11 protein-coding genes and 1 pseudogene are annotated in these 12,625 nt (G+C 56.9%); 6 read left to right on the top strand and 6 right to left on the bottom strand.

From position 1 onward, the window contains the following. Positions 1-109 precede the first annotated feature (109 nt). Together aqpZ and DVA44_RS16185 are read right to left on the bottom strand one after the other, a co-directional pair. On the bottom strand, positions 110-805 hold the full coding sequence (gene aqpZ, locus DVA44_RS16190; protein ID WP_114387538.1) for an aquaporin Z: 696 nt from the start codon (positions 803-805) through the stop codon (positions 110-112). 274 nt (positions 806-1,079) lie between these two features. Continuing rightward, positions 1,080-1,777, bottom strand: a protein-coding gene (locus DVA44_RS16185; RefSeq protein WP_225321516.1) for an IS1 family transposase whose coding sequence is annotated in 2 segments (ribosomal slippage) — positions 1,080-1,528 and positions 1,528-1,777 — 699 coding nt in all. Because the reading frame shifts where the segments join, the coding sequence is not laid out codon by codon here. Between the two features lie 176 nt (positions 1,778-1,953). Between DVA44_RS16185 and DVA44_RS16180 the strand changes: the two genes are divergently transcribed. Next, positions 1,954-3,612 (top strand): ATP-dependent endonuclease, encoded by a 1,659-nt coding sequence (locus tag DVA44_RS16180; protein WP_114315470.1) that lies wholly within the window; start codon positions 1,954-1,956, stop codon positions 3,610-3,612. On the opposite strand, the gene DVA44_RS16175 is transcribed toward DVA44_RS16180, so the two are convergent. Further along, complete coding sequence (locus tag DVA44_RS16175; protein ID WP_114387537.1) at positions 3,609-4,565, bottom strand: VirK/YbjX family protein; 957 nt, start codon at positions 4,563-4,565, stop codon at positions 3,609-3,611. The genes DVA44_RS16180 and DVA44_RS16175 overlap by 4 nt on opposite strands. Positions 4,566-4,724: 159 nt before the next feature. Between DVA44_RS16175 and macA the strand changes: the two genes are divergently transcribed. After that, on the top strand, positions 4,725-5,840 hold the full coding sequence (macA, locus tag DVA44_RS16170) for a macrolide transporter subunit MacA (protein ID WP_103178898.1): 1,116 nt from the start codon (positions 4,725-4,727) through the stop codon (positions 5,838-5,840). Further along, the gene (gene macB, locus DVA44_RS16165; RefSeq protein WP_114387536.1) at positions 5,837-7,777 is read left to right on the top strand and encodes a macrolide ABC transporter ATP-binding protein/permease MacB; all 1,941 of its coding nucleotides are present in this window, start codon (positions 5,837-5,839) and stop codon (positions 7,775-7,777) included. Before macA ends, macB begins: the two co-directional genes overlap by 4 nt. Before the next feature lie 164 nt (positions 7,778-7,941). On the opposite strand, the gene cspD is transcribed toward macB, so the two are convergent. Further along, positions 7,942-8,163 carry a cold shock-like protein CspD gene (gene cspD, locus DVA44_RS16160; protein WP_032617324.1) on the bottom strand — a complete coding sequence of 74 codons (222 nt, stop codon included), beginning with the start codon at positions 8,161-8,163 and terminating at the stop codon, positions 7,942-7,944. A 322-nt stretch (positions 8,164-8,485) separates the two neighbouring features. Between cspD and clpS the strand changes: the two genes are divergently transcribed. From clpS to DVA44_RS16145, 3 genes are all read left to right on the top strand, one after another. After that, a complete protein-coding gene (gene clpS / locus DVA44_RS16155) occupies positions 8,486-8,806 on the top strand; it encodes an ATP-dependent Clp protease adapter ClpS (RefSeq protein ID WP_103823399.1) in 321 nt (106 codons plus the stop codon). A 30-nt stretch (positions 8,807-8,836) separates the two neighbouring features. Beyond that, positions 8,837-11,113 (top strand): ATP-dependent Clp protease ATP-binding subunit ClpA, encoded by a 2,277-nt coding sequence (clpA, locus tag DVA44_RS16150; RefSeq protein ID WP_114387535.1) that lies wholly within the window; start codon positions 8,837-8,839, stop codon positions 11,111-11,113. 579 nt (positions 11,114-11,692) lie between these two features. Next, entirely contained in the window at positions 11,693-12,109 is a 417-nt protein-coding gene (locus tag DVA44_RS16145; RefSeq protein WP_114387534.1) for a hypothetical protein, read from the top strand. A 77-nt stretch (positions 12,110-12,186) separates the two neighbouring features. Here the strand turns inward: DVA44_RS16145 and infA are convergent, their stop codons facing one another. Both infA and DVA44_RS26270 read right to left on the bottom strand, forming a co-directional pair. Next, positions 12,187-12,405, bottom strand: coding sequence for a translation initiation factor IF-1 (gene infA / locus DVA44_RS16140; protein WP_001040187.1), 219 nt, complete (start codon positions 12,403-12,405; stop codon positions 12,187-12,189). Next, positions 12,333-12,506, bottom strand: a pseudogene (locus DVA44_RS26270) (hypothetical protein); the annotation flags it as partial. The gene infA and the pseudogene DVA44_RS26270, both read right to left, overlap by 73 nt. Between the last annotated feature and the right edge of the window lie 119 nt (positions 12,507-12,625).

Raw genomic sequence — 12,625 nt, 5'->3', positions numbered from 1 at the left:
TAAAGGTGAAAACAGTGCCGGGCGGCGCTTCGCTTGCCCGGCCTACGAAATGCTGTCCCGTAGGCCGGGTAAGGCGAAGCCGCCACCCGGCACCACAACGCGCGCACGCTTAATCGCGTTTTTCCAGCAGGGTGCGGTACAGCACGCCGCCAATAATACCGCCGATAATCGGCATCACCCAGAACAGCCACAGCTGCTCCAGCGCCCAGCCGCCCTGGAAGATGGCTACCGCTGTGCTGCGCGCCGGGTTAACAGAGGTGTTGGTCACCGGAATGCTGATCAGGTGGATCAGGGTCAGCGCCAGGCCAATCGCAATCGGCGCGAAACCGGCCGGGGCGTGCTTGTCCGTTGCGCCGTGGATCACCAGCAGGAAGCCTGCAGTCAGTACAATTTCAATCACGATGGCAGAGAGCATGGAGAAACCGCCAGGGGAGTGTTCGCCAAAGCCGTTTGAGGCAAAGCCGCTGGCCGCAGCATCAAAGCCCGCTTTACCGCTGGCAATGACATACAGAATAGCGGCAGCAATAATTCCGCCAATGACCTGGGCAATAATATAGCCAAGAACCTCTTTTGCCGGAAAACGACCGCCGGCCCACAATCCTAATGTTACCGCCGGGTTAAAATGACCACCGGAAATATGCCCCACGGCATATGCCATCGTTAAAACCTTTAAGCCGAAGGCCAGCGAAACACCAACGAAACCAATTCCCAGCTCCGGGAATCCTGCTGCCAGGACGGCACTACCGCAGCCACCAAATACCAACCAGAATGTACCAAAACATTCCGCTGCTAATTTTCTGAACATAACCACCTCAAAGAAAAAATGAGCGCAATCCTGCGCCATTGTTATTTATCGCCAAAATAAGCGACGAGTTTTAAAACGCCACTATTCTAAAAATGAATATTCCCCCTCACCAGTTAAATAAATACGGTAAGTTTGATGTAGGGCAATGTGTTGCGCTTCCTTGCTAAATTAAGGCGAGTAAAGCAGAGTTGCATTTTCGGCAGCAAGAGTATGCGGCGGAAATCGTTATTACAAATGAAACTGTCTGGTTAAATTCTTAGGTAATGACTCCAACTTACTGATAGTGTTTTATGTTCAGATAATGCCCGATGACCTTGTCATGCAGCTCCACCGATTTTGAGAACGACAGTGACTTCCGTCCCAGCCTTGCCAGATGTTGTCTCAGATTCAGGTTATGTCGCTCAATGCGCTGAGTGTAACGCTTGCTGATAACGTGCAGCTTTCCCTTCAGGCGTGATTCGTACAGCGGCCAGCCATCCGTCATCCATACCACGACCTCAAAAGCCGACAGCAGGCTCAGAAGACGCTCCAGTGTGGCCAGAGTGCGTTCACCGAAGACGTGCGCCACAACCGTCCTCCGTATCCTGTCATACGCGTAAAACAGCCAGCGCTGACGTGATTTAGCACCGACGTAGCCCCACTGTTCGTCCATTTCAGCGCAGACAATCACATCACTGCCCGGTTGTATGCGCGAGGTTACCGACTGCGGCCTGAGTTTTTTAAGTGACGTAAAACCGTGTTGAGGCCAATGCCCATAATGCGTGCACTGGCGCGACATCCGACGCCATTCATGGCCATATCAATGATTTTCTGGTGCGTACCGGGCTGAGAGGCGGTGTAAGTGAACTGTAGTTGCCATGTTTTACGGCAATGAGAGCAGAGATAGCGCTGATGTCCGGCAGTGCTTTTGCCGTTACGCACCACGCCTTCAGTAGCGGAGCAGGAAGGACATCTGATGGAAATGGAAGCCACGCAAGCACCTTAAAATCACCATCATACACTAAATCAGTAAGTTGGCAGCATTACCAAATTCTTAATTTTCACTTCTGGCTGGCATTATTCCGCCAACGATGGAGTGTCCGTCCGGGCCCGCTGGCGTTATACTCCTGATAACTTAAAGGAAAAAGTTCATCTCTCCCGGAGGGTACATGTTGCTAGAGCGTGTGGAAATCGTGGGGTTTCGCGGCATTAACCGTCTGTCGCTGATGCTTGAGCACAACAACGTGCTGATCGGAGAAAACGCCTGGGGTAAATCGAGCCTGCTGGATGCCCTGACGCTGCTACTATCGCCGGAATCCAGTTTGTACCATTTTGTCCGGGAAGATTTCTGGTTCCCCCCCGGGGATATGCTGGGGCGTGAACACCATCTGCATATTATCCTTACCTTTCGTGAAAGCGAGCCGGGGCGCCATCGCGTTCGCCGCTATCGTCCTCTTGCCGATTGCTGGGTGCCCTGTGATGATGGCTATCGGCGCATTTTTTATCGTCTGGAGGGTGAGCTTGCCAGCGATGACAGTGTGCTGACCCTGCGCGGTTTTCTCGATACTGACGGCCAGGCTCTGCCGCTGGAGGATATCGACGAGCGGGCGCGCCATCTGGTCCGTCTGATGCCGGTGCTGCGCCTGCGTGATGCCCGCTTTATGCGCCGCATCCGCAACGGTACCGTCCCCGACATGCCTGATGTGGAGGTCACCGCCCGGGAGCTGGACTATCTGGCCCGGGAACTGGTCGCCCGTCCGCAAAACCTGACCGACGGCCAGATCCGCCAGGGGCTGTCGGCAATGGTACAACTGCTGGAGCACTACTTCTCCGAACAGGGCACCTCCCCGGTGCGCAACCGGCTGATGCGACGGCGCTCCCATGACGAGCAGCGCAGCTGGCGTTATCTCGACATCATCAACCGGATGATCGACCGTCCCGGCGGCCGCTCGCACCGGGTGATCCTGCTGGGGCTCTTCTCCACGTTGTTGCAGGCCAAAGGCACCGTCCGGCTGGACCGGGATGCCCGCCCGCTGCTGCTGGTGGAAGATCCCGAGACGCGCCTGCACCCGATCATGCTCTCGGTGGCCTGGCACCTGTTGAATCTGCTGCCGTTGCAGCGCATCACCACCACCAACTCCGGCGAATTGCTGTCGCTGACCCCGGTCGAGCACGTCTGCCGTCTGGTGCGTGAGTCGTCGCGCGTCTCGGCTTATCGCCTGGGGCCGGGGGGCATGAATGCAGAAGACAGCCGCCGTATCGCCTTCCATATTCGCTTCAACCGAGCCTCCTCGCTGTTTGCCCGCTGCTGGCTGCTGGTGGAAGGGGAGACCGAAACCTGGGTGATTAACGAGCTGGCCCGTCAGTGTGGGCACCACTTTGATGCCGAGGGCATCAAAGTGATTGAGTTTGCCCAGTCGGGGCTGAAACCGCTGATTAAATTTGCCCGGCGGATGGGCATCGAATGGCATGTGCTGGTGGACGGTGACGAGGCGGGTAAGAAGTATGCCGCGACCGTGCGCGGGCTGATCAATAACGACCGGGAAGAGGAGCGCGAGCACCTGACGGCGCTGCCCGCCATGGACATGGAGCACTTCATGTACCGGCAGGGCTTTTCCGATGTCTTTCACCGGGTGGCGATGATCCCGGAGGATATCCCGATGAATATGCGGCGGGTGATCATGAAGGCCATTCACCGTTCGTCGAAACCCGATCTGGCGATTGAGGTGGCGATGGAGGCCGGTCGTCGCGGCGTGGAGGCGGTGCCCACGCTGTTGCGGAAGATGTTCTCCCGCGTGCTGTGGCTGGCACGCGGGAGGGCGGACTAGCGGCGGGTCGCCTGGTTGACCTGATCGATCAGGCTGTCCAGCAGGGTAAACCGGCAGCGATACTCAGCGCGTTTTTTGCTGGCGATCTCCTCCATCGGTTTGCGCGGCATGGCGAGCGGCAGCCTGAAGTTGCCCTCGCTGTCGCGCTCCCCGCCCAGCGACAGCCAGAAACTGTCGTAGTCGGCCAGCAGTTTCCCCTCTTTTTTCTTGCGATAGCGCCAGCTGCGATAAATATGGGTGCTGTTGCTGACGGCGATAATCTGCTCCACGGCCAGGGCGCTGCCGAGCGTCATGGCGGCTTCCACCAGCAGGCGTTTCGGGAACAGGCCGTGACAGGCTTTGGTGGCGCTCTGGATCGCCTCGTGCGGCACAAAGGCTTTTGCCCCCTGCATCCCGCCGATAAACAGCGTCGGGGTGCCGTTAACCTGACACAGCGTAAAGGTCATCTCCGCCAGCACCGTCTGCTGCTCGTCGCAAAACGCCAGCGTCGCTTCGCCCTCTTTATCGAGGAAGGCATCGGCGCACAGACGCAGGGTAAAGGCGCGATCGTCTTTGCCGGTCAGGGTCAGTAACGTGACCCCCTCCCGGGAGAGATAGCCGTTCATCAGCGCGGCCGGGAGCTGGCGCTGCAGGGTCTGATAGTGCCAGTTCAGCGCCTGGAGCGTTTGCTGGCGATTCATTGCCACCGAGAGCCACGGGCGATGCAGGCGGCAGGGCAGCCCCGGCTGGACCTGTAACAGTTGCAGGAGTTGCGGCTGTTTTGTCAGGCTTGCCAGCAGACGTGCGGTGCTGAACGGCGTCATCAGCGAGCGCAGCATAAACTTGCGGCGATAGGCCGGATTACGCCAGGCAAGGCCGGGAGTTAATGTTCCGGATGCCAGATGCTGAAATAGCTGCCAGGCTGATTTAGGTTGCGGCTGCTGTGAATAAGATGACTCTGCGATGGAGGACATAATAGATCCCGGTCTTGTTGCCAGGCCTTTATTTCAGCAGGGGTTTTATCAACCTCTCCTCAACAATGTTTACGCGCCACGAAAAGCAGGGGTTTCGTTGAGGCGCGGTTTAGTTAGAATCAACAGTTACGTAAGCCGGAATAGCTATTTGGAATATTTATGAACTTAAAGGGAAAGCGCAGGAAGCTGTTTCTGCTGCTGGTGCTGATTGTACTGGTGGGTGGATTCTGGCTGTGGCGGGTGCTAAACGCACCGGTGCCGCAATATCAGACATTGATTGTACGACCGGGCGAGCTGCAGCAGAGCGTGCTGGCGACCGGCAAACTGGACGCGCTACGCAAGGTTGACGTGGGTGCCCAGGTCAGCGGCCAGCTGAAGACGCTGTCGGTGGAGATTGGCGACAAGGTGAAAAAAGGGCAACTGCTGGGGGTTATCGACCCGGAGCAGGCCGAAAACCAGATCAAAGAGGTGGAGGCGACGCTGATGGAGCTGCGCGCCCAGCGCAGCCAGGCGGAAGCGGAGCGTAAGCTCGCCCAGGTGACCCTGAACCGTCAGCGGCAGCTGGCGACCACCCAGGCGATCTCGCAGCAGGATCTGGATACCTCGACCACCGAGCTGGCGGTGAAGCAGGCGCAGATTGGCACCATCGATGCGCAGATCAAACGCAACCAGGCCTCGCTGGACAGTGCCAAAACTAACCTCGAGTACACCCGCATCGTTGCGCCGATGGCCGGGGAAGTGACGCAGATTACGACCCTGCAGGGACAGACGGTTATCGCCGCCCAGCAGGCGCCGAACATCCTGACCCTCGCGGATATGGGTACCATGCTGGTGAAAGCCCAGGTCTCGGAAGCGGATGTGATCCACCTGAAGCCGGGGCAAAAAGCCTGGTTTACCGTGCTGGGGGACCCGCAAACCCGCTATGAAGGGGTGCTGAAGGATATTCTCCCGACGCCGGAGAAGGTCAACGACGCCATTTTCTATCACGCCCGGTTTGAAGTCCCCAACCCGCAGGGGGTGCTGCGCCTGGACATGACCGCCCAGGTGCATATTCAGCTCTCCGGGGTGAAAAACGTGCTGACCATTCCGCTGGCGGCGCTGGGCCAACCGGTAGGAGATAACCGCTATAACGTGAAGGTGCTGCGTAACGGTGAAATCCGCGAGCGTGAGGTGAGCCTCGGCTCGCGCAACGACACCGATGTGGTGGTGGTGAAAGGGCTGGAAGAGGGTGAAGAGGTGGTCATCAGCGAGAGCCAGCCGGGGGCGGCGAAATGACCGCCCTGCTGGAGCTGAATGATATCCGCCGCAGCTACCCCTCCGGCGACGGGCCGGTGGAGGTGCTGAAGGGCATCACCCTGCGGGTAGAGGCGGGGGAGATGGTGGCGATTGTCGGGGCATCAGGCTCCGGTAAATCGACGCTGATGAATATTCTCGGCTGTCTGGATAAACCCACCAGCGGCACCTATCGTGTGGCGGGCACCGACGTCGCCACGCTGGACAGCGACGCGCTGGCTAAACTGCGCCGGGAACATTTCGGCTTTATCTTCCAGCGTTACCATCTGCTCTCGCATCTGAGCGCGGCGCAAAACGTCGAGGTACCCGCGGTTTATGCTGGCGTGGAGCGCAAAAAACGCCTTGAGCGGGCGCAGGCGCTGCTTACCCGGCTGGGGCTGGGGAAGCGGGTCGATTATCAGCCGTCGCAGCTTTCCGGCGGCCAGCAGCAGCGGGTGAGTATCGCCCGGGCGCTGATGAACGGCGGGCAGGTGATCCTTGCCGATGAACCGACCGGGGCGCTGGATAGCCACTCCGGGGAAGAGGTGATGGCGATCCTGCACCAGCTGAGGGATCAGGGGCACACGGTGATTATCGTCACCCACGATCCGGAGGTGGCCTCCCAGGCAGGACGCATCGTTGAGATCCGCGATGGCGAGCTGGTCAGCAATCCGCCGCCTGGCCTCAATGCCACCCGGCGCCAGGAGGTATCCTTACCGCCGCCGTCGGGCTGGCGGCAGTTTGCCAGCAGCTTTCGTGAAGCGCTGACCATGGCCTGGCTGGCGATGGCCGCCAACAAGATGCGCACCCTGTTGACCATGCTTGGGATCATCATCGGCATCGCCTCGGTGGTGTCGATTGTGGTGGTGGGCGACGCGGCCAAACAGCTGGTGCTGTCGGATATCCGCTCCATCGGCACCAATACCATTGACGTCTATCCCGGCAAAGATTTTGGCGATGACGAGCCGCAGTACCAGCAGGCGCTGAAGTATGACGATCTCACGGCCATTCAGAAGCAGCCATGGGTTAACTCCGCCACCCCGGCGGTGTCCCAGAGCCTGCGTCTGCGCTATGCCAATATCGATGTGGCGGCCAGCGCCAACGGCGTCAGCGGCGACTACTTTAACGTCTACGGCATGACCTTCAGCGAAGGGGGCACCTTCAATGCAGAGCAGCTGACAGGGCGGGCGCAGGTGGTGGTGCTCGACAGCAACGCCCGGCGACAGCTGTTTCCCAATAAAGCGAAGGTGGTGGGCGAGATCGTGCTGGTGGGGAACATGCCCGCGACGGTGATTGGCGTGGCAGAGGAGAAGCAGTCGATGTTTGGCAGCAGCAAGATTTTGCGCGTCTGGCTGCCTTATACCACCATCTCCGGGCGCATTATGGGGCAGTCGTGGCTCAACTCCATTACTGTCCGGGTGAAAGATGGCTACGACAGCGCCCAGGCAGAGCAACAGCTTGAACGCCTGTTAACCCTGCGCCACGGGAAGAAAGATTTCTTCACCTGGAACATGGATGGGCTCTTGAAAACGGCGGAAAAGACCACACGTACTCTTCAGCTCTTCCTCACGCTGGTGGCGATCATCTCCCTGCTGGTCGGGGGGATCGGGGTGATGAATATCATGCTGGTGTCGGTGACGGAGCGGACGCGTGAAATCGGCATCAGAATGGCGGTGGGCGCCCGGGCCGGCGATGTGCTGCAGCAGTTTTTGATTGAAGCGGTGCTGGTCTGTCTGGTGGGCGGTGCGCTGGGGATTACGCTCTCGCTGCTCATCGCCTTTACGCTGCAGCTGTTTTTACCCGGCTGGGAAATTGGTTTTTCACCGATGGCGCTGCTAACTGCCTTCCTGTGTTCTACCTTTACCGGGGTACTGTTTGGTTGGTTGCCGGCACGCAACGCCGCGCGATTAGATCCGGTGGATGCGTTAGCCCGGGAGTGAACCTGTTGCCGGGTGGCGGCTACGCCTTACCCGGCCTACGAAATCCGTAGGCCTGCGCAAGCGCAGCGTCGTCGGGCATCAGGTCGCATCACCGCACACAAATAAAAATGCCAGCGCATCGGGCTGGCATTTTGAGTGCGGGGTGTACACAATGAAACAGAGGGCTATGCCACCACTTCTGCTTCGATGGGCACAATAACGCTGGCATGATTGCCTTTTGGCCCAAGGTGTACATCGAACCGGACGGCCTGCCCGGCTTTCAGCGTTCTGTATCCATCCATCTGAATGGTGGAGTAATGTGCGAAAATGTCTTCGCCGCCGCCTTCAGGGCAGATAAAACCAAACCCTTTGGCGTTGTTGAACCACTTAACTGTACCCGTTTCCATGCTTCGACATCCTTCGTAAATCTTATTGAGTTAGATGTAATGAACCGGTGGTGGAGTGGGAGCTGTTCAAAACCTCGCCAACTCACGCTTGTACAATTTAGATAAACCAAAGGGATCGTCAAGCATTTGCCGGGCAAGGACGGGTAAAAATGAGTCAAAATTTGAAGCAGTTAACGCTATTGAACGGTATTGTGACAGACATCGCGGATGGCAATAATAGATGTAGGTTATCTGACATCTAAGGTAGATTCAGGTTATGTATAGCCTCCCGTCAGCATCAGAACACGCGACCGGAGACCGTAAACGAAGATGACGACTGACAATGGGTAAGACGAACGACTGGCTCGATTTCGACAAGCTGGCGGAAGATGAAGTGCGTGACGCGCTAAAACCGCCATCTATGTATAAAGTTATGTTAATGAACGATGATTACACGCCGATGGAATTTGTTATTGACGTGCTACAAAAGTTCTTTTCTTATGATGTTGAACGTGCAACGCAACTGATGCTTACGGTTCACTATCATGGCAAAGCCATCTGTGGAGTGTTTACCGCAGAAGTCGCCGAAACCAAGGTGGCAATGGTGAACCAGTATGCAAGGGAGAATGAGCATCCGTTGCTGTGTACGCTGGAAAAAGCCTGAATAAGGCAATGAAAATTGGGGGAGGTGCCTATGCTCAATCAAGAACTGGAACTCAGTTTAAACATGGCTTTCGCCAGAGCGCGTGAGCACCGACATGAGTTTATGACGGTCGAGCACCTGCTGCTTGCACTGCTCAGTAACCCATCCGCCCGCGAAGCGCTTGAAGCCTGCTCCGTGGATCTGGTGGCGCTGCGTCAGGAACTTGAAGCCTTCATCGAACAGACCACACCTGTACTGCCCGTCAGTGAAGAGGAGCGCGACACGCAACCGACGCTCAGCTTCCAGCGTGTACTCCAGCGTGCGGTATTTCACGTCCAGTCCTCCGGACGTAGCGAAGTCACCGGTGCCAACGTGCTGGTTGCCATCTTCAGCGAGCAGGAGTCGCAAGCCGCCTACCTGCTGCGCAAACACGAAGTCAGCCGCCTCGATGTGGTGAACTTTATCTCTCACGGAACGCGAAAAGACGAATCGAATCCGTCTTCGGATTCCAGCCATCAGGTCAACAGCGAAGAGCAGGCAGGCGGGGAGGAACGTATGGAAAACTTCACCACCAATCTTAACCAGCTTGCCCGTGTTGGCGGTATCGACCCGCTGATAGGCCGCGATAAAGAGCTGGAACGGGCGATTCAGGTGCTGTGCCGCCGCCGCAAGAATAACCCACTGCTGGTGGGGGAGTCTGGCGTCGGTAAAACCGCCATTGCCGAAGGGCTGGCCTGGCGCATCGTGCAGGGCGACGTTCCGGAAGTGATTGCCGACTGCACCATCTATTCGCTGGATATCGGTTCCCTGTTGGCCGGAACCAAATACCGCGGCGATTTTGAAAAACGTTTCAAAGCGCTGCTGAAACAGCTGGAGCAGGATACCAACAGCATCCTGTTTATCGACGAGATCCATACCATCATTGGCGCCGGTGCGGCATCGGGTGGTCAGGTGGATGCCGCCAACCTGATTAAACCGCTGCTCTCCAGCGGCAAGATCCGGGTGATCGGCTCAACCACCTATCAGGAGTTCAGCAATATTTTCGAAAAAGACCGTGCTTTGGCGCGTCGCTTCCAGAAAATCGATATTACTGAACCGTCGGTTGAAGAAACGGTGCAGATCATCAACGGCCTGAAGCCGAAGTACGAAGCGCACCATGACGTGCGTTATACCGCAAAAGCGGTGCGTGCGGCGGTGGAGCTGGCGGTGAAATACATCAACGATCGCCACCTGCCGGATAAAGCGATTGATGTGATCGACGAAGCGGGCGCGCGTGCGCGTCTGATGCCGGTCAGCAAGCGTAAGAAAACGGTCAACGTGGCGGATATCGAATCCGTGGTGGCCCGCATCGCGCGTATCCCTGAGAAGAGCGTTTCTCAGAGCGACCGCGATACGCTGAAAAACCTCGGCGATCGCCTGAAAATGCTGGTCTTTGGACAGGATAAAGCCATTGAGGCCTTAACCGAGGCCATTAAGATGGCCCGTGCCGGACTGGGGCATGAGCACAAACCTGTCGGTTCTTTCCTGTTCGCCGGCCCGACCGGGGTGGGGAAAACCGAGGTGACGGTTCAGCTCTCCAAAGCGCTGGGCATTGAGCTGCTGCGCTTTGATATGTCCGAGTATATGGAGCGCCACACCGTCAGCCGACTGATTGGTGCGCCTCCGGGCTATGTGGGCTTTGACCAGGGCGGCCTGCTCACCGACGCGGTGATCAAGCATCCGCACGCGGTACTGCTGCTCGATGAGATCGAGAAAGCGCACCCGGACGTGTTCAACATCCTGCTGCAGGTGATGGATAACGGGACGCTGACCGATAACAACGGGCGCAAGGCGGACTTCCGCAACGTGGTGCTGGTGATGACCACCAACGCCGGGGTGCGTGAAACCGAGCGTAAATCCATCGGCCTGATCCACCAGGATAACAGCACCGATGCGATGGAAGAGATCAAGAAGATCTTCACGCCGGAGTTCCGTAACCGTCTGGACAACATTATCTGGTTCGAACATCTCTCTACCGAGGTGATCCATCAGGTAGTGGATAAGTTCATCGTCGAGCTGCAGGTTCAGCTGGATCAGAAAGGCGTGTCGCTGGAAGTGAGCCAGGAGGCCCGCAACTGGCTGGCTGAGAAAGGCTACGATCGTGCGATGGGTGCCCGTCCGATGGCGCGTGTGATTCAGGATAACCTGAAGAAACCGTTGGCTAACGAGCTGCTGTTTGGTTCGCTTGTCGATGGGGGCCAGGTGACGGTGGCGCTGGATCAGGCGAAGAACGAGCTGACGTATGATTTCCAGAGTGCGGCGAAGCATAAGCCGGAGGCGGCTCACTAACGCTGTTGCGTGATGGTAAAAACCGGGCGAAAGCCCGGTTTTTTTATGGTTTTTTCATGGATGTGGCCGGGTTGGTAATTTTGAATACCTGAAGCGATAAAGTCATTAAAGGTGAATTGAGAGTTACAGCGATGACCAGGTCCGGCTGAAAATCGCCGAAGCGTTTCCGTAAGGCCGGGGCGAGGCGCATGGACGCGCCGAGAGGGCATAGCCTGCAGGGATGCAGGCTGGTGCCCGACCCGAAAGCCTGAAGGAATAAGCTGAGGGCACCGCGAAGCGGCGATTTTCTTTGCCGGGAGCCGGGGTTGCCAGGGGGGAGGCGGCGAGCCCCCTGGCACGTTCACCGGTTCCGGCGTATCAGAGAAGCAAGGAACGTAAGGTGAACGGAACGACCACGTAAGCCGCATATTCACCTTACACCACATCAAAATTTTGCGAGGCGTTATCCAGAATTTAAACGAGAAAATTGCTGGATAAAATTACAGTATTAGAATGGCGATGCACCTGCAAAATCAGGTGCCAGGATTGGCATCCTGAAAGCGCGCACAATGATAATTTGCCGTGCATAAAGGACTCTTTATGACCAATGAAAACCCTATTCCCCAGCTTTATAGCGAACTTGAAGTCTGTGCCCACGATCTCTCCACGCTCGCTGCGCGCTGCAACCTGCTTACCGAAATCCTTGTCGATTGCGACTCGCTGCCGCAAACGCAGCCTGTCTGCCGCTGCCTGGCGGCCTATCTCGATGCATTCAGCGCTGAGCTGGCAAAATCCATGACCGATTTTCGCATACTGGATGAAGACGAAATTCCGCCCTCGCATAAACAGGAGTGGCTGCTGGACAGCACCGAAGCCCAGTGCAATTACTGCCGGGCCTTAAACCATGTACTGCTGGTGTCGCATTTCGACCGCGAGATGCTCCCGCACCTTACCGGGCTGCTACATGATATTGCGCATACCATGCTGGCGGATCTGACCGTAGTGCGTATCCACTGATACGGGCGGGGCATAAAAAAAGGCCGGGATAACCCGGCCTTTATTATTCTTTATACGCCATTGCAGGCGAAATACTCTTAGCGACTACGGAAGACAATGCGGCCTTTGCTCAGGTCGTACGGGGTCAGCTCAACAGTCACTTTGTCGCCCGTCAGAATACGGATATAGTTCTTACGCATTTTACCGGAGATATGCGCGGTAACGACGTGACCGTTTTCCAGTTCTACGCGAAACATGGTGTTAGGCAACGTTTCCAGAACGGTACCCTGCATTTCAATATTGTCTTCTTTGGCCATCTAATCCTCTGGGGTATCACTACCAAGTTTTGAACCGGCAAGATAATGCCGAAATTCATCAATTAAGTAAAGATTTGCGCGTTTAAAACGCAACAAAGCAGTTTTCAGCGTATTGCCCGGACGTCACGGTTCAACCGTACGAAAAGCGCATACGTAAAGGGGAGGTGGCAGGATAAACGATAGGGCGTTATCGGATGCGAACTATTCCCAAACGGCGGCG

The organism is Leclercia sp. W17 (genome assembly GCF_003336325.1).
In the GTDB taxonomy this organism is placed as follows: domain Bacteria; phylum Pseudomonadota; class Gammaproteobacteria; order Enterobacterales; family Enterobacteriaceae; genus Enterobacter.
Note: the sequence above shows the minus strand (reverse complement) of the source record. Positions and strands in the feature narration are given on the sequence as shown.